This window comes from Allobosea caraganae (assembly GCF_003351345.1).
GTDB classification, from domain to species: domain Bacteria; phylum Pseudomonadota; class Alphaproteobacteria; order Rhizobiales; family Beijerinckiaceae; genus Allobosea; species Allobosea caraganae.
Window position 1 is genome coordinate 87,074 of sequence record NZ_QQTO01000020.1, and the last position, 19,854, is coordinate 106,927.

The 19,854-nt window shown below is 67.0% G+C and carries 20 protein-coding genes; 8 read left to right on the top strand and 12 right to left on the bottom strand.

The window, feature by feature from the left end:
* The first annotated feature begins 23 nt into the window (after nucleotides 1–23).
* From DWF00_RS13425 to DWF00_RS29080, 4 genes are all read left to right on the top strand, one after another.
* Nucleotides 24–1,049 carry an NAD(P)-dependent oxidoreductase gene (locus DWF00_RS13425; RefSeq protein WP_245973881.1) on the top strand — a complete coding sequence of 342 codons (1,026 nt, stop codon included), beginning with the start codon at nucleotides 24–26 and terminating at the stop codon, nucleotides 1,047–1,049.
* A gap of 99 nt (nucleotides 1,050–1,148) precedes the next feature.
* The gene (locus tag DWF00_RS13430) at nucleotides 1,149–2,189 is read left to right on the top strand and encodes a LacI family DNA-binding transcriptional regulator (protein WP_114831378.1); all 1,041 of its coding nucleotides are present in this window, start codon (nucleotides 1,149–1,151) and stop codon (nucleotides 2,187–2,189) included.
* Entirely contained in the window at nucleotides 2,186–2,455 is a 270-nt protein-coding gene (locus tag DWF00_RS13435; RefSeq protein WP_114831379.1) for a type II toxin-antitoxin system CcdA family antitoxin, read from the top strand. Before DWF00_RS13430 ends, DWF00_RS13435 begins: the two co-directional genes overlap by 4 nt.
* A 6-nt stretch (nucleotides 2,456–2,461) precedes the next feature.
* Nucleotides 2,462–2,899, top strand: coding sequence for a hypothetical protein (locus tag DWF00_RS29080; protein WP_147283772.1), 438 nt, complete (start codon nucleotides 2,462–2,464; stop codon nucleotides 2,897–2,899).
* A 4-nt stretch (nucleotides 2,900–2,903) separates the two neighbouring features.
* Here DWF00_RS29080 and DWF00_RS13440 read toward each other — a convergent pair whose 3' ends face one another.
* A complete protein-coding gene (locus tag DWF00_RS13440; RefSeq protein WP_114831380.1) occupies nucleotides 2,904–6,617 on the bottom strand; it encodes a vitamin B12-dependent ribonucleotide reductase in 3,714 nt (1,237 codons plus the stop codon).
* Nucleotides 6,618–7,445: 828 nt separating this feature from the next.
* On the opposite strand from DWF00_RS13440, the gene DWF00_RS13445 reads away from it, so the two are divergent.
* On the top strand, nucleotides 7,446–7,856 hold the full coding sequence (locus tag DWF00_RS13445) for an NADH:ubiquinone oxidoreductase subunit NDUFA12 (RefSeq protein WP_114831381.1): 411 nt from the start codon (nucleotides 7,446–7,448) through the stop codon (nucleotides 7,854–7,856).
* A gap of 9 nt (nucleotides 7,857–7,865) precedes the next feature.
* Here the strand turns inward: DWF00_RS13445 and DWF00_RS13450 are convergent, their stop codons facing one another.
* The 3 genes from DWF00_RS13450 to DWF00_RS13460 all read right to left on the bottom strand — a co-directional run bounded on the left by DWF00_RS13450 (nucleotide 7,866) and on the right by DWF00_RS13460 (nucleotide 9,840).
* The gene (locus tag DWF00_RS13450; RefSeq protein WP_210207923.1) at nucleotides 7,866–8,162 is read right to left on the bottom strand and encodes a type II toxin-antitoxin system RelE/ParE family toxin; all 297 of its coding nucleotides are present in this window, start codon (nucleotides 8,160–8,162) and stop codon (nucleotides 7,866–7,868) included.
* A gap of 14 nt (nucleotides 8,163–8,176) precedes the next feature.
* Entirely contained in the window at nucleotides 8,177–8,413 is a 237-nt protein-coding gene (locus DWF00_RS13455) for a ribbon-helix-helix domain-containing protein (protein WP_114831383.1), read from the bottom strand.
* Between the two features lie 86 nt (nucleotides 8,414–8,499).
* Complete coding sequence (locus DWF00_RS13460) at nucleotides 8,500–9,840, bottom strand: Nramp family divalent metal transporter (RefSeq protein ID WP_181832804.1); 1,341 nt, start codon at nucleotides 9,838–9,840, stop codon at nucleotides 8,500–8,502.
* 233 nt (nucleotides 9,841–10,073) lie between these two features.
* Here DWF00_RS13460 and DWF00_RS13465 point away from each other — a divergent pair, with 233 nt between their 5' ends.
* Nucleotides 10,074–10,721, top strand: coding sequence for a DUF2155 domain-containing protein (locus tag DWF00_RS13465; RefSeq protein ID WP_114831385.1), 648 nt, complete (start codon nucleotides 10,074–10,076; stop codon nucleotides 10,719–10,721).
* An 89-nt stretch (nucleotides 10,722–10,810) separates the two neighbouring features.
* Here the strand turns inward: DWF00_RS13465 and aat are convergent, their stop codons facing one another.
* The 5 genes from aat to DWF00_RS13490 all read right to left on the bottom strand — a co-directional run bounded on the left by aat (nucleotide 10,811) and on the right by DWF00_RS13490 (nucleotide 14,982).
* A complete protein-coding gene (aat, locus tag DWF00_RS13470; RefSeq protein ID WP_114831386.1) occupies nucleotides 10,811–11,503 on the bottom strand; it encodes a leucyl/phenylalanyl-tRNA--protein transferase in 693 nt (230 codons plus the stop codon).
* Between the two features lie 157 nt (nucleotides 11,504–11,660).
* Complete coding sequence (accC, locus tag DWF00_RS13475; RefSeq protein ID WP_114831424.1) at nucleotides 11,661–13,022, bottom strand: acetyl-CoA carboxylase biotin carboxylase subunit; 1,362 nt, start codon at nucleotides 13,020–13,022, stop codon at nucleotides 11,661–11,663.
* Nucleotides 13,023–13,051: 29 nt separating this feature from the next.
* The gene (accB, locus tag DWF00_RS13480; protein ID WP_114831387.1) at nucleotides 13,052–13,507 is read right to left on the bottom strand and encodes an acetyl-CoA carboxylase biotin carboxyl carrier protein; all 456 of its coding nucleotides are present in this window, start codon (nucleotides 13,505–13,507) and stop codon (nucleotides 13,052–13,054) included.
* Nucleotides 13,508–13,585: 78 nt separating this feature from the next.
* Nucleotides 13,586–14,047, bottom strand: coding sequence for a type II 3-dehydroquinate dehydratase (gene aroQ / locus DWF00_RS13485; RefSeq protein ID WP_114831388.1), 462 nt, complete (start codon nucleotides 14,045–14,047; stop codon nucleotides 13,586–13,588).
* A gap of 119 nt (nucleotides 14,048–14,166) precedes the next feature.
* Nucleotides 14,167–14,982, bottom strand: a complete 816-nt coding sequence (locus tag DWF00_RS13490; protein ID WP_114831389.1) for a DsbA family protein — start codon at nucleotides 14,980–14,982, stop codon at nucleotides 14,167–14,169.
* 192 nt (nucleotides 14,983–15,174) lie between these two features.
* Here DWF00_RS13490 and DWF00_RS13495 point away from each other — a divergent pair, with 192 nt between their 5' ends.
* Entirely contained in the window at nucleotides 15,175–16,362 is a 1,188-nt protein-coding gene (locus tag DWF00_RS13495) for a pyridoxal phosphate-dependent aminotransferase (protein ID WP_114831390.1), read from the top strand.
* 89 nt (nucleotides 16,363–16,451) lie between these two features.
* Nucleotides 16,452–18,743 (top strand): mechanosensitive ion channel family protein, encoded by a 2,292-nt coding sequence (locus DWF00_RS13500; RefSeq protein ID WP_147283773.1) that lies wholly within the window; start codon nucleotides 16,452–16,454, stop codon nucleotides 18,741–18,743.
* Between the two features lie 51 nt (nucleotides 18,744–18,794).
* On the opposite strand, the gene DWF00_RS13505 is transcribed toward DWF00_RS13500, so the two are convergent.
* From DWF00_RS13505 to DWF00_RS13515, 3 genes are all read right to left on the bottom strand, one after another.
* The gene (locus DWF00_RS13505; protein ID WP_114831392.1) at nucleotides 18,795–19,076 is read right to left on the bottom strand and encodes a type II toxin-antitoxin system RelE family toxin; all 282 of its coding nucleotides are present in this window, start codon (nucleotides 19,074–19,076) and stop codon (nucleotides 18,795–18,797) included.
* Entirely contained in the window at nucleotides 19,066–19,323 is a 258-nt protein-coding gene (locus DWF00_RS13510) for a type II toxin-antitoxin system Phd/YefM family antitoxin (RefSeq protein WP_210207924.1), read from the bottom strand. The genes DWF00_RS13505 and DWF00_RS13510 overlap by 11 nt, the downstream gene beginning before the upstream one ends.
* An 83-nt stretch (nucleotides 19,324–19,406) precedes the next feature.
* Nucleotides 19,407–19,781, bottom strand: a complete 375-nt coding sequence (locus tag DWF00_RS13515; protein ID WP_114831393.1) for a hypothetical protein — start codon at nucleotides 19,779–19,781, stop codon at nucleotides 19,407–19,409.
* Nucleotides 19,782–19,854 lie beyond the last annotated feature (73 nt).

Below are 19,854 nucleotides of genomic sequence, written 5' to 3' on the forward strand. Positions count from 1 at the left end.
GGGACCGGCGGCGCAGCCCGCCTATGGCCATGGCGGCTGAGGCCGGCGGCATGAAGATCCTGCTGACCCACGCCAACGGCGCATTCGAGCGCTACTACGGCGCCGCCCCCCTGGCGGAGCTGGAGAAATTCGGCGTGGTGCACCGCAATCTCAGCGACGCGGTCATGGACGATCGCGCGCTGGTCGACGCGGCGCGAGGCTGCGACCTCATCATCGCCGACCGCGCCACCCCGGTATCGGAGGCTGCATTGGCCGAGCTTCCGGACCTGCTGGCGGTGCATCGCTGCGCCGTGGACATCTCGACCATCGCCGTACCGGCGGCCAGCCGGCACGGCGTGCTCGTCACCCGCGCCTCGGCCGGCTTCGCCGATGCCGCGGCCGAGCTGGCCATCGGCATGATGATCGACCTCGGCCGCGGCATCAGCGCCGCGACCGGCGCCTACCGGGCCGGCGCGCAGCCCCGGATCAGGATGGGCACGCAATTGCGCGGCGCGACGCTCGGCATCGTCGGCTACGGCGCGATCGGCCGCCGCCTGGCCAAGTTGGCTCAGGGGTTCGGCCTTGCCGTGCTGGCTCATGATCCGTTCCTGACGATCGGTGATCCCGGCATCGAGCAGGTCGCGTTCGGCGCCTTGCTCGGCCGCTCGGATTTCGTGGTCTGCCTCGCGCCGGCGACGCCCGAGACGCATCATCTGTTCAATGCGGCGGCCTTCGCGGCGATGCGGCCGGGCAGCTTCTTCCTCAACCTGGCGCGCAGCAGCATCGTCGACGAGGCGGCGCTGACGGCGGCGCTCGCGTCGGGAGCGCTCACTGGGGCCGCCGTCGATGTCGGCCCGGCCCGGGACGAAATGCCGTCGCTGGCATTGGCCGCGCGCCCCGATGTCGTCGCGACGCCGCATATCGGCGGGCTGACGCCGCAGGCGGTGCAGCATCAATCGCACGAGACGGTCAGACAGGTCGCGGCCCTGGTCGCGGGGCGGATGCCGGAGGGCGCCGTCAATCCGGACTGCGCGGCAAGGCTCTACGCGCGCGGGATCCTCAGGCGATAGGGGCTTGGGGCGATAGGGGCTTGCCGAGCCCGATGTGGATTTCGGGCATCGATCGTGCAAAACCTCATCCGGTCGCCCTTGGCCGCATGAAGGAGCCCGGTGTCCACGATCAACGACGTCGCCAAGCTGGCGCGGGTTTCGATCTCGACGGTGTCCAACGTTCTCAACGGTCGAACCGACCGGATGAGCAAGGACACGTTCGCCCGCGTCGAGAAGGCGGTCACCGAACTCGGCTATCAGCCCAACCGGGCCGCGCGCCAGCTCAAGACCGGGGAAGCCGCGCTGATCGGGCTGCTGGTGCCCTCGCTGACCAATCCCAGCTACGGAGCGCTGGCGCGCGAGATCGAGGCGGAGGCCTGGGAGAGCTACGGCTATCGTGTCGTCGTCAGCAACACCTATCGCGACCCGCGCAACGAGCGGGCCTTTCTCGACGACATGCTCACACATGGCATTCGCGGCGTCATCATCATCTCCTCGCTCGCCGACGAGAGCCATATCGAGGAGGTCGTCCGCAAGGGGCTCGTCGCGATCAGCTATGACAGCCAGAGCCAGCGCGCCATCCAGCCGGTCATCGACCACGTCTCGTCGGACAACGTCGCCGGCGGGCGCATGGCGGCCGAGTACCTGATCGCCAACGGGCATCGCTGCATCGCGTTCCTGACGCCGCGCGGCTGGACCTTCAGCCGGGCCCAGAAGCGCGAGGGCTTCATGCTGGCGGTTGAGGCTGCAGGCATCCGCGGCGTCGTGATCGAAGGCGCGCTCTCCTCGAACTACGCCGACGAGGAACTGGCCGAGCTCGGCATGAGCCTGGCCGGAACGGTGGCGGAGCATCCGGAGCGCCCGACCGGGATCGTCGCCATCAACGACATCATGGCCGTCGGCCTGCTCGCCGGGTTGCGCAAGCGCGGCATGGCGATCCCGGCCGACGTCTCGGTCGTGGGGATGGACGGCATCGCGCTTGGAACCTTCGTCGCCCCGCCGCTGACGAGCGTCCGGCTGGCGACCCGCGACATGGCGAAGGCGATGGTCGACCGCATCATGCTCCGCCTGAAGCGCGGCGAGACCACGCCCTCCACCTTCCGCTTCCCGCCGACGATGCTGGTGCGCGAATCCGTGGCCGGGCCGCCGCTGAGGCGATGACTTCGGCTGCCGAATGTGCGCTCTTCATCCGCATGACCTGGGTGTCCGCCAAGCGGCCGATCGACCTCTCGCTCGACGCCGAACTCGTCGAGAAGGCGCGTGCCAATGGCGTGAATGTTTCGGCGCTGACCGAAGAGGCCCTACGCGCGCGCATCGCCAAGGAAGAGGCGCAGCGCCGGCTTGAGGAGAACCGCGAGGCGATCGCGGTTCAAAACGGTTGGATAGTGGAGCGCGGGCTGTTTTCGGACGAGTTCAGGGGCTGGTGACGCTGGATGGCTCGGTACGAGGCGCTGAGCGACGAGAGAAAGGCTTCTATTCTCGAAAGCCTCATGGGCGTCGGCCCATCCAAGCCGATAGGTTATCTTCCACTTTGCACCATTCAGGATGTTCTGGGTGTACCAGTCGCCGTTCTTCTAAAGCAGATGATGCCGCGGGGCATTCTTGCGTTGAAGCTAAATTCGAAAGAGTGCTGCATCAAGAGCGGCGCGCTCTACTTCTATGATCCAGTTGCCCTGGAGAATCTCCTCCGGGTAGCGTCAGATGACCTTAAGCAATGTGGCTGGCCAAGAACCCCTGCCGAATTTGTCAAGCATATCGCGGCCAATTGGTATGAATCAGATCATCCGCTGATCGGATTGATCAGAATGGCCTTCGGGGAAGACAAAAATGGTCGGGACGAGCCCGGCCATTTCAAGTCAGCTAATCGCTAAGGCCTCAAGAACAGCCCGTCGTGCTTCCACACGTATTGCACTTCAAGCACGTGCCATTCCGCACCAGCGTGAAGTTCCCGCACTCGCCGCACGAGTCCCCGACATAGCCCTTCATGATCGCCTCGGCCCGGCGCTCCGATGCGCTCGGCTGGGCTGCCGGGGCCGCGAAGCCGAGCTTGGCCATGTCGGCCTCGCCATAGGCCTGCTCCGGCTCCTGCTTCAGCGCGGTGGCGCCGGCGGTGGCGTAGCCATGGGCGGGCGTCGCCTGGCGCGGGGCGTCCTGCGCCACGCCGCCGGGGATCAGCATCAGCTTGTCGGCACGCGAGCGGACCAGGCCCTTCGAGATCGAGGACTGCGCCGGTGTCGCGGTGGCCGCCTGGCCTTGGCCGTCGCCGCCGCCGAGGCCGATATTGCCGACCTCGCTCGGGTCGACATGGGCGAGTTCGTAGCGGCCGAGATAGGAAATCGCCAGCTCGCGGAAGACGTAATCGAGGATCGAGGTCGCGTTCTTGATCGAGTCGTTGCCCTGGACGAAGCCCGCCGGCTCGAAGCGGGTGAAGGTGAAGGCGTCGACATACTCCTCCAGCGGCACGCCGTATTGCAGGCCGAGCGAGACCGAGATGGCGAAGTTGTTGATCAGCGCCCGCAGCGCCGAGCCTTCCTTGTTCATGTCGAGGAAGATCTCGCCGAGGCGGCCGTCATCATACTCGCCAGTGCGCAGGAAGAGCGTGTGGCCGCCGATCTTGGCCTTCTGGGTATAGCCCTTGCGGCGGGTCGGCAGCTTCTCCTGCTCGCGGTTGCGCTCGACGCGCTCGACGATGCGCTCGACGATCTTCTCGGCGACCTGGGTGGCGCGCGCCGCCAGCGGCTGCTGGTAGAGCGTGTCGATGACGTCGTCGGCGTCGTCATCCTCGTCGGCGATCAAGGCCGAGTTCAGCGGCTGCGACAGCTTCGAGCCGTCGCGGTAGAGGGCGTTCGCCTTCAGCGCCAGCTTCCAGGAGAGCAGGTAGGCGCTCTTGCAATCCTCGACGGTGGCGTCGTTGGGCATGTTGATGGTCTTGGAGATCGCGCCCGAGATGAAGGGCTGGGCCGCCGCCATCATGCGGATATGGCTCTCGACCGAGAGGTAGCGCTTGCCGATGCGGCCGCAAGGGTTGGCGCAGTCGAAGACGTTGTAGTGCTCGAGCTTGAGGTGCGGGGCGCCCTCTAGCGTCATCGCGCCGCAGACATGGACGTTGGCCGCGTCGATCTCGGCGCGCGAGAAGCCGAGGAAGGGCAGCAGCTCGAACGACATGTCGGCGAGCTTCTCGGCCGGGACCTTGAGCTCGTTGACGAGGAAGTCCTCGCCCAGCGTCCACTTGTTGAAGACGAACTTGATGTCGAAGGCGGCCTTGAGGTCCTTCTCGACCGCGTCGATCTTGGCCTGGCTGAAGCCCTTGGCCCGGAGCGAGCCGTGGTTGACACCCGGCGCCTGCGCCAGCGTGCCATGGCCGACGGCATAGGCCTCGATCTCGGCGAGCTCCGCCTCGCGGTAACCCAGCGCGCGGAGCGCATCCGGCACGGCGCCGTTGATGATCTTGAAGTAGCCGCCGCCGGCGAGCTTCTTGAACTTCACCAAGGCGAAGTCGGGTTCGATGCCGGTGGTGTCGCAATCCATGACGAGGCCGATCGTGCCGGTCGGCGCGATCACGGTCGACTGGGCGTTGCGGTAGCCATGCTTCTCGCCGAGCGCGAGCGCATTGTCCCAGGCCGCCTTGGCACGCTCGGAGAGGAGCGCGCTGGAGCCGCCGAGCTTGGCCAGCGTGGCGTGGTCGAGCGGCACCGGCGCGACCTTGAGGCCCTCATAGCCCTCGGCCTTGCCATGGGCGGCGATGCGATGATTGCGGATGACGCGCAGCATGTGGCTGGCGTTCTTCTTGTAGGACGGGAAGGGGCCGAGCTCGCCCGCCATCTCGGCCGAGGTGGCGTAGGACACGCCGGTCATGATCGCGGTCAGCGCGCCGGCTAGCGCCCGGCCCTCGTCGGAATCGTAGCCGAGGCCCATGGTCATCAGCAGGCCGCCGATATTGGCGTAGCCGAGGCCCAGCGTGCGGAACTCGTAGGAGAGCTCGGCGATCTCCTTCGACGGGAACTGCGCCATCGTCACGGAGATCTCGAGCACGACGGTCCAGAGCCGGCACAGATGTTCGTAAGCCGCGACATCGAAGGCCTTGGTGTCGCGGTCGTAGAACTGCAGCAGGTTGGCCGAGGCCAGGTTGCAGGCGGTGTCGTCGAGGAACATGTACTCGGAGCACGGATTGGACGCCCGGATGCGGCCCGAGGCCGGGCAGGTGTGCCAGTCGTTCATCGTCGAGTTGAAGTGCAGGCCGGGATCGGCCGAGGCCCAGGCGGCGTAGCCGATCTTCTCCCAGAGGTCGCGGGCCTTCAGCGTCTTGGTGACCTTGCCGGTGGTGCGGGCGATGAGGTTCCAGTCGCTATCGGTCTCGACGGCACGCAGGAAATCGTCGGTCAGCGAGACCGAGTTGTTCGAGTTCTGGCCGGAGACGGTGAGGTAGGCCTCAGAATCCCAGTCGGTGTCGTAGGTGTCGAAGGAAATGTCGGTATAGCCCTGGCGGGCGAACTGGATGACGCGCTTGATGTAGTTGTCCGGCACCGCCGACTTGCGGGCGAGCTTGATCTCGCGCTTCAGGGCCGGGTTCTTCTCCGGATCGAAGCAGGCATCGCCATCGGCCTCGCAGTTCACGCAGGCCTTCATCACGGCCGTCATGTGCTTGCGGACGATCTTGGAGCCGGCGACGAGGGCGGCGACCTTCTGCTCCTCCTTCACCTTCCAGTCGATATAGGTCTCGATATCGGGATGGTCGGCATCGACCACGACCATCTTGGCGGCGCGGCGCGTGGTGCCGCCCGACTTGATCGCGCCCGCGGCGCGGTCGCCGATCTTGAGGAAGGACATCAGGCCGGACGAGCGGCCGCCGCCGGCGAGCCTCTCGCCTTCGCCGCGCAGCATCGAGAAGTTCGAGCCGGTGCCGGAGCCGTATTTGAACAGGCGGGCTTCGCGGACCCAGAGGTCCATGATGCCGCCCTCGTTGACGAGGTCGTCCTGCACGCCCTGGATGAAGCAGGCATGCGGTTGCGGGTGCTCGTAACTCGACTTCGACTTGGTGAGCTTGCCGGTCTTGAAGTCGACGTAGAAATGGCCTTGGCTCGGGCCGTCGATGCCATAGGCCCAGTGCAGGCCGGTGTTGAACCATTGCGGCGAATTCGGCGCGACCATCTGGCTGGCGAGCATGAAGCGCAACTCGTCATGGAAGGCGGCGGCGTCCTCTTCCGAGGTGAAATAGCCGCCCTTCCAGCCCCAATAGGTCCAGCAGCCGGCGAGCCGGTCGAAGACCTGCTTGGAGGAGATCTCGGAGCCGTAGCGCTCACCCTCGGGGAGCTTGGCCAGCGCCGCCTCGTCGGGGGCCGAACGCCAGAGGAAGGAGGGAACGTCGTTCTCCTCGACCTTCTTCAGCGCCGCCGGGACGCCGGCCTTGCGGAAATACTTCTGCGCCAGCACGTCGCTGGCGACCTGCGACCAGGCGTCGGGAACCTCGATGCCTTCGAGACGGAACACGATCGAGCCGTCGGGATTGCGGATCTCGCTGACGGCCGAGCGGAAGGGGATCGCCTGATAGGGCGAGGCTCCGGCAGAGGTATAGCGGCGCTCGATGCGCATAATGATCGTCCCCAATGCATGCCGCGGGCTTTGATGCCCCGCGCGGCCGGTTGCTCACCGGCTCCAATGTCAGCCCAACTCGGTTTGATGCCCCTGGATCCCGCGGCGGTGTAGTCCCGCCGTCGCTATCCTGATGCGGCCAGCAGGACCGCACGTCGCCATTCGCTGCCGCCGTGATGGCGTGCCGCGCGGTGAACGTCTCGACCCCTCTGGGAACTCTTTTGCGGGTGTCGAAGGCGTCTCCGCCAGCCGTCACGCGACCGTCAAAAACTAGTCCCGATTGGGCAGCGGCGTCAAGGATTAGTGTGCTGCAATCCCTGTGGACACGACATCTTGTAGGGAGATGTGAGTTCCGGGGATAAGTTTCAAGGCCCCAGCTAAGCCTTCGGAATCACGGGAAGAATCGGCTCGGCTCCGGGAGAGTGAGCGATCCTGGCCGATGGGAAAAGACTAAAATTCGCGGCATCTATGCTTAGCCGGTGGTTAATCCGACTGATCGGGAGCGGCGAATGCAAGCTCGATCTGCGCCAACAGGGCCAAGTCCCTGGAGACAGAGGCTCTTCGTTGGATCGGCCCGTGTGCCGGCGCAGGTTTGATCGTGGTCGAATCATGGCACGGTGGCGTCAGCTGCAGGGCGAGGGCGTCCGCGCAGGCGGCGCGCGGCGACGAATCCTCTCGATCGCTCGGCCGATTGCAGGGCCGACGCAAACTGCGTGCTCGCGGCAGCGCCAGGCCGCTTCAGAACGTCGCCGATGCGCCCGGCGGGCTGGACAGGGGCGGGCGCTGCCGCCATAAGTCGGGCAAGCCCGACCGACGCGGACGAGAGCCATGAACCAGACGTTGCTGCAGATCTTCACCTGGTGGAACGGCCAGACCATGGGCACCCGCTTCCACACCTGGCGCTTCGGCGAGAAGGTCGGCGAGGACGAGTTCGGCAATGTCTACTACCGCACCAAGGGTGGGGTGAAGGACAAGGCGCTCGGCTTCCAGCGCCGCTGGGTCGTCTATAACGGCGAGGCCGAGGCCTCGAAGATCCCGCCGGGCTGGAATGGCTGGCTGCACCACACTGTCGACGTCGCCCCCTCCGAGGAGCGCTACCAGCCGCGCGAGTGGCAGCAGCCGCATCAGCAGAACTGGACCGGCACTGCGATGGCCTACCGCCCCGCAGGCTCGACTCTGGCCGAGGGCGAGCGCCCGCCGGCGACCGGCGACTACGAGGCCTGGACGCCGGGGCGCTAAGCGCAGCGTCTATTTCTTGAAGAGCCAGGCGGCATAGTCGCGCGCGCTGTGAAGCACGCGGACGACTTCAACATGATCTTCGCCGATCCGGTAGAAGATCAGGTAGTCGCCGTGAGCGCGTCTGCGAATTTGTCGCCCCTTGCTCTGAGGCATGACCGGCCATGCGAGAGGCCGCTCGCCAAGACCGAGGCATTTCCGCTCCAACTCATCGACGAAGCTATCGGCGCGGGCAGGGGTGTCCTTGGCGATATGGCGGCCGATGCCGATAAGATCGGCCTTGGCAGCGTCCGAGATGATGACGGTCAACGAGCCTTTCGGGCTCATTTAGCGGCGATGGCGCGGCGAATGTCCTGGAAGGCCTGATCTAGTGGCGAGGAGCGGCCAGCGTCGAGATCGGCAATGCCGATGTCGAGCGCTTCATTGAGTTCCTGGAGCTTCTTCGCCTTGTAGCGTTGGCGCAGTGCCTCATGCACGATATCCGTGCCGGAGGCGTAGGCACCTTGTTCGAGCTCGGCGCGGACCAGCGTCGCCAGTTCGGCAGGCAAGGTGATGGTCATCTCTCCAGACTTCATCTCGCCGCTCCGTGTTGCCCGCGCGCAATATAGTGTGCGGGCGCAGGCTTGCCCAGCGCCGCCCCGCGACGTCAGCCGATGACGAAGTCGAACAGCAGCTTGACGTTCAGTGCCGCGATCACGACCGCGATCAGGATGGCGAAGGCGATGAGCCAGCGCGGTGCGACGAGCTCGCCCATCTTGGTCTTGTCGGCGGTGAACATCACCAGCGGAAAGACGGCGAAGGAGAGCTGCAGGCTGAGCACGACCTGGGTCAGGATCAAGAGCCGCGCCGTGCCGCTGTCGCCGTACCAGATGGTGACCGCCGCGGCCGGGACGATGGCGATGCCGCGCGTGATTAGGCGGCGCAGCCAGGGCGGCAGCTTGATCTTGAGGAAGCCCTCCATGACGATCTGGCCGGCGAGCGTCGCCGTCACCGTCGAGTTGATGCCGCAGCAGAGCAGGGCGATGCCGAACAGCGTCGGCGCGATGGCGAGGCCAAGCAGCGGACCAAGGAGCTGATGCGCCTCGCCTAGCTCGGCGACGCCGGTCTGGCCGGTCTTGTGGAAGGTCGCCGCCGCCAGGATCAGGATCGAGGCGTTGATCAGGAGCGCGAACATCAGCGCCACCGTCGAATCGATCGTGGCGTAGGTCAGTGCCTGGCGCTTCTCGGGCAGGGTCTCGCCATAGGCGCGGGTCTGCACGATGCCCGAGTGCAGGTAGAGGTTATGCGGCATCACGGTGGCGCCGAGGATGCCGAGCGCGAGGTAGAGCATCTCGGGATTGGTGACGATCTCGGTCGTCGGTGCGAAGCCCTTGATGACCTGGCCCCAGTCCGGATCGGCCAGGGCGATCTGAATGGCGAAGCAGACCGCGATGACACCGAGCAAGGTGATGATCAGCGCCTCGACCCAGCGGAAACCGAGCCGCTGCAGATAGAGGATCAGGAAGACGTCGAGCGCGGTGATGATGACGCCGATCTCGAGCGGAATGCCGAAGATCAGGTTGAGGCCGATCGCGGTGCCTATGACCTCGGCGATATCGGTCGCGATGATCGCGATCTCGGCGAGGAACCAGAGCATGTAGGCGACGGGCCGGGGGAAGGCGTCGCGGCAGGCCTGGGCGAGGTCGCGGCCGGACGCGATGGCGAGCCGCGCGCACAGCGATTGCAGCACGATCGCCATGATGTTCGAGACGAGCGCGACGGTGAGCAGCGCGTAGCCGAATTTCGAGCCACCGGCGAGCGAGGTCGCCCAGTTGCCGGGGTCCATGTAGCCGACGGCGACGAGATAGCCGGGGCCGACGAAGGCGGCGGCGCGGCGCCAGCCGGGGCCGGTCGAGCGCACCGCGACCGAGCGGTGCACATCGGCGAGCGAGGCTTCGCCGCGCTCCGTGCGCCAGCCCTCCGGCAATTTCTCGACCCGCGCGTCCATGGCAACCCCGATCCTGCAACTGCAATCCATTCGCAAGATACACAGTTGCAAATCGTTCGCAAGAGCGTTTAGCCCCGGATGCATGCGTCCGGAGCGGCGTGGTCATGCCGAACGGGGCAGGCCGCCAAGGGGGAGCATCAATGGCGGCTGTGGGCTTTCGCCCTTTTTCCGCTGCGATTGCCGTGTTAAGCGGCACCTCCCGCGCGGGCGCGGGCAGGAGATTCGTAGCGCCGATGCGGGCCCTCAGCAGATTGTCGAAGGTGTCGGCCATTGCCGCGCCAGCCCTGATAGCGCTTCTGGCCGCAGCGCCGGCGCAGGCCGACCGCATCCGCAATCCGACGGCGGTCTTCGCCGGACTCGACAAGATCACCGGGCGGATCATCTCCTTCGAGGTCGCTGTCGACGAGACCGTGCAGTTCGGCGCGCTGCAGTTGACGCCGCGGGTGTGCTGGACAAGGCCGCCGACCGAGGCGCCGCAGACGGATTCCTTCGTCGAGGTCGACGAGGTGACCTTCAACAACGAATACCGGCGCATCTTCACCGGCTGGATGTATGCGGCGAGCCCGGGCCTGCACGGCGTCGAGCACGCGATCTACGACGTCTGGCTGACCGACTGCAAAGGCGGCACCGAACTGGTGGTCGATCCGAAGGAGCCGGAAGCGCCTCTGCCCGACGAGCCGCGCCGCCCGCGCACGCCCAATCCGCGCGACGTCAACCAGCCGCCCGTGCCGGGGCAGCCTGTGCCCGGCCAGCCGGCGCCTGGCCAGCGCATCGACGTCGAGCCGCCGCGCGGCGTGCCGGTACAGCCGCGGCAATCCCCGAGCCAGCGCTTCTTCCCGACCAATCCGGGGCAGGGCCGCGATCCGACGGGCGGCAACTAGTTTCTGATAGAGGCGTCCGCTTCTCTCGTCATTGCGAGCGTAGCGAAGCAATCCAGGGGCCGTCGAGCGCAACGCTCAGGATTGCTTCGCTACGCTCGCAATGACTGCGAAGGCATCTCAGCCAGCGCCTCGCGGCCGCTGATCGTGCGCTCCTTCGGCCAGGCCCACCAATCGCCCTCGCTCTCGATCGCCGCTTCCAGCAGCATGCGATAGGCCTCGCGTGGTACCTCCTGCGTGCCGAACTGGGCGAGATGGGCGGTCTGGAACTGCGCGTCGAGCAGGCGGTAGCCGCCATGCCTGAGACGGGCGACGAGATGGACCAGCGCCACTTTCGAGGCATCGGTCTCGCGGTGGAACATGCTCTCGCCGAAGAAGGCCCCGCCAAGCGACAGCCCGTAGAGCCCGCCGGCGAGCCGGCCGTCGCGCCAGCATTCGACGCTGTGGACATGGCCACGGCGAAAGAGCGCGCTGAAGAGCTCGCGGATGCGGGTGTTGATCCAGGTCTCCGGCCGGTCGGGCCGGGCCTCGGCGCAGGCGGCGATGACCGCGTCGAAGGCGCTGTCGATCCTGATCTCGAACTGGTCGGCGCGCACCGTGCGGGCCAGACGCGCGGGCAAATGGAAGCGGTCGAGCGGGATGACGCCGCGAATCTCCGGCTCGACCCAGAACAGGCTGGGGTCATCAGCACTTTCCGCCATCGGAAAGATGCCGGCGGCATAGGCGCGCAGGATGATCTCGGGGGTGATCACCGGCGCGCGAATGGGCACGGAACGAGCCTTCATGCGGGGATGGGAGCGCGGGCGCGACGCCGTGTCAAACGGGAATGACGCCCTCTTCCGTCATGCTCGGGCTTGTCCCGGCCAGCCACGTCTTCCCCCGGTCCGGGCCGCAAGACGTGGGTGCTCGCCACAAGGGCGAGCATGACGGCGGAAGCCGGTCTTATTGCCCTTCCGGCCCCATCCCACCGGCGGCGAGGAACTTCTCCAGCCAGTGGATGTTGTAGTCGCCGTTCAGGATGTCGGGGTTGCGCACCAGGGTGCGGAACAGCGGCAGGGTGGTGTCGACGCCATCGACGACGAACTCGTCGAGCGAGCGGCGCAGGCGCATCAGGCATTCGTCCCGGTTGCGGCCATGGACGATCAGCTTGCCGACGAGAGAATCGTAGTGCGGCGGGATCGTGTAGCCCTGATAGGCCGCCGAATCGACGCGCACGCCGAGCCCGCCCGGCGTGTGGAACGAGGTGATGCGCCCGGGGGAGGGGCGGAAATTGGCCGGGTGCTCGGCATTGACCCGGCACTCGATGGCGTGGCCCTCGATGACGATGTCGTCCTGCGTGATCGAGAGCGCAGCGCCAGCCGCGATGCGAATCTGCTCGTTGACGAGGTCGATGCCGGTGATCATCTCGGTGACCGGGTGCTCGACCTGGATGCGCGTGTTCATCTCGATGAAGTAGAACTCGCCATCCTCGTAGAGGAACTCGATCGTGCCGGCGCCGAGATAGCCGAGCTTGGCCATGGCATTGGCGCAGACGGCGCCGATCCGGTCACGCTCGCCGGCGTTGAGCGCGGGCGAGGGGCCTTCCTCCCAGACCTTCTGGTGGCGGCGCTGCAGCGAGCAGTCGCGCTCGCCGAGATGGACGGCGCGGCCCTGGCCGTCGCCGAGCACCTGGATCTCGATATGGCGCGGCTTCTCGAGGTACTTCTCGATGTAGACCGCATCGTCGCCAAAATTGGCCTTGGCCTCGGTGCGTGCGGTGGAGAGCGCGACGGACATGTCCTCCGCGTTCCGCACGACCTTCATGCCCTTGCCGCCGCCGCCGGAAGCCGCCTTGATGATGACGGGAAAGCCGATCTCGCCGGCGATGCGCAGCGCCTCGTCGTCGTCGGTGACGCCACCCTCGGAGCCTGGCACGCAGGGGATGCCGAGGCGCTTGGCGGTGCGCTTGGCCTCGATCTTGTCGCCCATGCTGCGGATATGCTCGGCCTTGGGGCCGATGAAGGTGATGTTGTGGCGCTCCAGGATCTCGGCGAAGCGGGCGTTCTCGGAGAGGAAGCCGTAGCCGGGATGGACCGCGTCGGCGCCGGTGATCTCGCAGGCGGCGATCAGGGCGGGGATGTTGAGATAACTCTCGCGCGCGCTCGGCGGGCCGATGCAGACGCTCTCGTCGGCGAGGCGCACATGCATGGCGTTGGCATCGGCGGTGGAGTGCACCGCGACGGTGGCGATGCCGAGCTCCTTGGCGGCGCGCAGGACGCGCAGCGCGATCTCTCCGCGATTGGCGATCAGGATCTTGTCGAACATCTTCGGCCCGTCCGCGCCCGCGACAGCGATCACTCGATCACCAGGAGCGGTTCGCCGTATTCGACCGGCTGCCCGTCCTCGACCATGATCGCGGTGATCTTGCCGGCGCGCGGCGCGACGATGTCGTTGAAGGTCTTCATCGCCTCGACCAGCAGCACGCGCTCGCCAACCTTCACCTCCTGGCCGATCTCGACGAAGGGCTTGGCCTCGGGCGAGGGACGGCGATAGGCGGTGCCGACCATCGGCGAGGTCACCGAGCCGGGATGGGCGGCGGCGGGCTTCGTCGCGTCGAGCGGGGAGGCGGCGGCGACCAGGGCGGGAGCGACCGGGGCCGCCACCGGCACCTGTACGGTTGCGGAGATGGTGCGGGCGACGCGGACGCGCAGGTCGCCCTTCTCCACCTCGATCTCGGTCAGATCGGTCTCGTTCAGGAGCTGCGCCAACTCGCGCACCAGTTCGGGGTCGATCGGGCTCTTGGTCGCCATGGCGGGTTTCACCGTCCTCATTCCAGCATCGTCACGGGCGGGCGCCGGCAGGGGCGTCCCGGAATTCTCAAAAGCCGCTCAGGCGGCGGACTTCGCCGCCGCGCGCTTTTGCAGCAACGGCACGATCGCGTCGAAAGCAAGGTCATAGCCGGCGGCGCCGAAACCGCAAATCACGCCGACGCAGACCGGCGCCATATAGGAATGGTGCCGGAACTCCTCGCGGGCATGCACATTCGAGACGTGGAGCTCGATGGCGAGCGCATCGACGCCCTTGATCGCGTCGCGGATCGCGACCGAGGTGTGGGTGTAGGCGCCGGCATTGATGACGATGCCCGCGCCGGCCAGGCCCGCCTGCTGGATATGGGTGACGAGCTCACCCTCGAAATTGGTCTGGCGGAAGGTCAGATCCACGCCCGCGGCCGCGGCCCTGGCCTTCAGGCGCTCCTCGACATCGGCCAGCGTCACCGAGCCGTAGGTGCCGGGCTCGCGGGTGCCGAGGAGGTTGAGGTTGGGACCGTTGAGGACGTGGACGGCGACCATGGTGCAGGCTGATTCCCTGGGGCCGCAAATGCGCGGCGACGCCGCCGTCATAAACGGAACCAAAGGGCAGGGGAAGTGCGCGAAGAGATGTCCGCGCTTCTCCGGATGATGCCCGATCTTCAGCCGCTGCAGGTCGCCTTGCCGCATTTGCGGACGGCGTCGATCTTGGCCTTGAGCGCGGGCGCGCCGACGGCGCCGAAGACGACCTCGTCTCCGACGATGAAGGCCGGCGTGCCGGTGAGGCCGAGCCTGTCGCCGAGCGCGACCGTGTCCTCGATCACCGCCTTGGTCGCCGGGGCATCCATCTCCTTGCGGACGCGCTCGACATCGGCGCCGGAATCCTTGGCGATCTCAAGCGCCTTGGCGCCGTTGACCCGGCCCTTGGTCGCCATCAGCTTGTTGTGGAAATCCCAGTACTTCTGGCCCTGGAGCTGGTTCTTGACGGCGATGGCGACGCGGCTGGCCTCGACCGAATCGGGTCCCAGGATCGGGAAGTCCTTGATCACGACGCGCAGCTTGGGGTCGTCCTTGGCGAGCGCGCGGACATCGTCCAGCGCCCGTTTGCAGAAGCCGCAATTGTAATCCATGAACTCGACCAGGGTGACGTCGCCCTGCGGGTTGGCCGCGATGATCGAGGTCGCGGGATCGACGAGCTTGTCCTTCTCGCCGATGACCGCGTTGCGCTGCGCCTCGGCCTGAGCGACCGTGTTGCGGCGCTCCAGCTCGATCATCGCCTCCTGGACCAGCTCGGGGTTCTTCACCAGCGTCTCACGGATGAGGTCGACCACCGCCTGGCGCTGCTCGGGCGAAAGCGCCGGCGCCTGCGCCCTGGCCGGGATCGCCGCCAGCGAGACGGCGAGGCCGGCAAGTGCCAGGCCGAGACCGGCGCGCCGGAAGCCCGTCTGCGCAAGGCGAAGCAGCGTGAACAGGACCATGTCGTCATCCTTTCAGACCCGCACGAGGAAGCGCCGCGGGCGTTGAGCCTATTGGTGTTTGCCTGATCTTCTCGACTTTCGCATGGCAAGCGTCAATTCACAGCTTTGCCAGCGCGGTTGCGGGCGAGGGGCCGCTCGGCTAGGCCAGCCGGCACGGCGGCCGGTGTGCAGGCCGCCGAAACGGATCGCGACATGAAGCAGGCCACGCCCTTGATCTCCCTACCCGAATTGGCTGATCGCGCCGAGCGGGTCGCGCCCTTCATCGTCATGGACGTGATGAACCAGGCCGCGGCGATCGAGCGCAGGGGCGGCTCCGTCGTGCATATGGAGGTCGGCCAGCCCTCGGCGCCGACGCCGGCGAGCATTCGCGCCGCTGCTTCCCGCGCTCTGGAGCATGGCCGCATCGGCTACACCCAGGCGCTCGGCACGGATTCGCTGCGCGAGCGCATCGCCCGGCATTACCAGGACGCCTATGGCGTCACCGTTCCGGCCGAGCGCGTCGTGGTCACGACCGGCTCCTCCGGCGGCTTCATCCTGGCGTTTATCGCCTGTTTCCAGCCGGGCGCGCGCGTCGCGATCACGGCACCGGGCTATCCGGCCTATCGCAACATCCTGATCGCGCTCGGCCTCGAGCCGGTCGCGATCGAGGTCGGGCCCGAGACGCGCTACGCGCTGACGCCGGAGCTGATCGCCAAGGCCCATGCCGAGCGCCCGCTCGCCGGCGTGCTGACCATGAGCCCGGCCAATCCGACCGGCGTGGTGATGGCGCCCGACGCGATCGCGGCCGTGGCAGCCGAGTGCCGCCGGCTCGGGCTCTGGTACATCTCGGACGAGATCTATCATGGGCTGACCTATGAGGCGCCGGCGACGACGGCGCTCAGCGCCGATCCCGACACGATCATCGTCAATTCCTTTTCGAAATATTACTGCATGACCGGCTGGCGCGTCGGCTGGCTCATCGTGCCCGAGCGGATGGTGCGCACGATCGAGCGGCTGCAGCAGAATTTCTCGATCTCGGTGCCTTATCTCAGCCAGGTCGCGGGCGAGGCGGCTTTCGATGCCACGGAGGAATGCGAGGCGATCAAGGCCGGCTATGCGCAGAACCGCGCCTTCCTGCTCAAGGCGCTGCCGGAGATCGGGCTCGGCGATTTCCTGCCCGTCGACGGCGCCTTCTACATCTATCTCGACATCGGCCGTTATTCGAACGATTCCATGGCTTTCTGCCGCGATGTGATCGAGAATGCCGGGGTCGCGATCACGCCCGGGCTCGATTTCGACGAAGGGCGCGGGGCGCGGACGGTACGGCTCTCCTTCGCCGGCTCGCTCGGCGAATGCGAGGAGGCGGTGAAGCGGATGGGCGCGTGGCTGAAGCGGCGGTGAACGCAACGGCGCCCGGACGCTTGCCAAAAGCCGCCGTCCCGACGAAACCTGACGATCGGTCGCGCTGCAATGGTGGAGGAGGCGGCAGCATGATGGTTCGCAGCCAAACGCTTGGCAGGTCGGCGGTGTCATGCCTGTTGCCGATCCTGGCCGTGCTGGCGGCCTTCCTGTCGCTCAGCGCTCCCAGCGGCGCGCTCGCGCAGGCGAAGGTCGAGCCGCCGGTCACCCTGGTCCTGCGCGGCGACGAGACGCCGGAGACGCTCAAGCGCATGCTCGATGCGCTGCAGGCCAGCGGCCGAACGGTGACCGTGCGCATCGCAGGCCCGGGCGAGACGCCCAGCGTCGCCGCGCCTGCAACACCGGGCGCAGTCCAAGCCGCGCCCGCCCAAGCCGCGCATGCGCCGGCGGCCGCCGAACCCACTGCCGGCTCGCGGCTCGAGACCTTCTGGGATGATTTCACCTCGGGCTTCGATTCCGGCAACGACGCCATTCCCGCCGCGACGACGCTGCCGGAGGATTGGCGCCGCGCCTGGGGCGAGAACCGCAACGGCGCGACCGGGTTGTCGGCGACGTCGCGGCTGCTGCTGTGCTTTGCGGCGGCGGTCTGCGTCGGGCTCCTGTTCCGGCGGCTGAGCGCCGGCGGGTTCGCGCGCCACCTCGAACCCGCAGGGCCGGCCTTCACGCCGCGCCTGGTCGCCTCGCTCTATGGCCTGCTTCAGGACGCGCTCATGGTCGCGCTCGCGCTCGGCACGCTGCGGCTGTGCAGTTCCTTCCTCCTGCCGGAACCCGACCTTGCGGCGCGAACGCTGCGGACGGCCGGAAACGGTGCCGCGATCAGCGCGGCCTATATGGTTCTCGGCCGCTTCCTGCTGTCTCCGGGAGCACCCCAGCGCCGGCTGCTGCCGCTGCCGCGGGCCGAGCGCCATTTCAAGCTGCTGGTCCTCTACGCGCTCGCCGGCCCGTTCGTGATCACCAGCGCCATGATCGCCGACACGGTCGCGCGCGACCGCGCCGCGGTGACCGGATTCTTCGCCGCGACGGGCATCGCGATCACGATCTTCAAGGTCTGGTGGTTCTTCGACGCGCGCCACGACCTCAAGGCGCTGGTGCTGCGCTACTCGGACAATCCCGGCACCATGCTGCGCATCGTCGCGGCGCTGACGCCGTGGCTCTACATCGCCATCTCGATCCTGATCTGGATGATGGGGCGCGCGGCGATGATGATGTCGGATGGCGGGCGCTGGGCCGAGGCGGCGGGGCTGACGCAGATCATCATCGTGCTCGCCCCCATCTTCGCCGTCGGCATCGGCGCCTTGCTGCGCTGCCGGCAGGCGCACCGCGCCGCGCTGAGCCCGCAGACGCCGCAGCAGGAGGCGATCGCGCGCACCGTCCAGGCGGCCGCGACCGGCATCATCTGGGCCGGGGCCTTCTACCTGTTCGCGCGGCTCTGGGGCGGGTTCTTCGCCGATATGGGCTCGCCCGAGTTCATCGCCTTCTCGCGGCAGGCGGCGTCGGTGGCGCTGCTCGCCTTCGGCGGCTGGGTCGCGCTCGTCTTCCTCAAGGCGTTCTTCGACGCCTATACGCCGAAGCCGACCCCATCGCTGCCGGGCGACGAGGACGTGGTCCATGAGGATCTGGTGCCGTCGCGGCTGGCGACCGTGCTGCCGGTGATGCGCGGGGTGGTGCTGGGCGCGGTGTTCGGTCTGACCGGGCTGGTCGTGCTGTCCAGGCTCGGCGTCGATATCGGGCCGCTGCTGGCCGGCTTCGGCATTCTCGGCCTCGCGATCTCGTTCGGCTCGCAGGCCCTGGTGCGCGACATCGTCTCCGGCTTCTTCTTCATGATCGAGGATGCGTTCCGGGTCGGTGAATATGTCGATAACGGCAAGCTCAAGGGCACGGTCGAGAAGATCTCGCTGCGCTCGATGCAGCTGCGCCACCAGAGCGGGCAGATCCATACCGTGCCCTTCGGCCAGATCGGCGCGCTGACCAATGCCAGCCGCGATTGGGCGACGCTCAAGTTCAACATCCGGCTCGACCACTCGGCCGATATCGAGCAGGCGCGCAAGACGATCAAGAAGACCGGCCTTGCCTTGCTCGAAGACCCGGAATACGGGCCGCATTTCATTGCCCCGCTGAAGATGCAGGGCGTCGCGGACATTACCGACAGCGCCGTCGTGATCCGGCTGAAATTCACGGCCAAGCCGGCCCATGCCTCGACGCTCCAGCGCGAAGCGCTGAAGCGTGTCTATCGCGGACTGAACGATGCCCACGTGCCCTTCGCCTCCAACGCCGTGACGGTGCGCGGCGGTGAGGAGCGCTATGCGGCCGCCGCTATCACTGCTGTGCCTCCGCCGAGCCCACTGGCGCCGGCGGCGAGTTGAACCAACGCAATTTCTTCACCCGAGCTGGTACCCATTTCGCTCGAAAATGCTCTAGCGGCGCTTCGCAGATTTGTAGACTGCGGAGCGCTCGCGCTTGCCGACCGCGACGACGATCACGGTCACGATCTCGTCCTCGACGCGATAGACCAGCCGATAGCCGGCCTGCCGCAACTTGATCTTGTAGTGATCCGGCATGCCGTGCAGCGCATCGCCCGGCACGCGGGGATGGCTCAGCCGCTCCTTCAGCTTCTTGACGAATTGCTGCCGGAGCGTCGCCCCGAGCTTCTCCCATTCCTTCAGCGCGGATGGCAGGAATTCGAGCCTATAGCTCATCGACCGCGACCGGCACGCCCGTCTCGTTGGCACGGGCTTTGACGATCTCGGCCAGGTCGAGGTCGTCGAGACGTTCCAGCATCGCCTCGTAGGTCTCGGCCGGGACCATGTAGGCCATGATGCGGTTGTGGTTCAGCACCGCTACCGGCATGCCGTTGGCGTCGCCGATGATGGCGGTCGGACTCTTCTTGAGCTCGGAGACGCTAACGGCGAACTCGGCTTCGACCCGCTGCAGGGTGGCTTTCATGATGGGATCCAGGTTTCGTTCGCGCTGTTGATAAGTACGGAATTTCATACGAAATTCAATACTGATCTTGAGGGCAGTCGCTTCTACCGGCTCGTCTCGGTCAGAAAGAGCGCCCCGAACCCGATCACGATCAGCAGGACACCCAGCAGCATCGCGAGCTGCGTCGGGCCGGCCCGCGCCTTGAGGATCGAGCGGCTGGCCGCCTTCTCGGCGTGGTCTGCGCGGGCGTCGCCACGGAACTGGCTGGCGTAGAGGCCAGGCGTCATCTCCGGCCCGATCGGTCTATTGCCTTCCAGATCGAAGCGGACGGCGATGAACAGCACCAGGAGCCCGAGGATGCCGACGCCGATCCCGCCGGCCGCCTGCCAGGCCAGAGCGGCAAAGCCGAACAGCACCCCGCCGCAGATCGCCGCCAGAATCGGGCCCTCAGGGCGTGACGGCGGCGGTTGCGGATCCATCTGCGCTCCCCCGGAACGAAAAACCCCGCCACGATAGCGCGTGGCGGGGTTTCGGTCACGTCTGCCTGGTTTC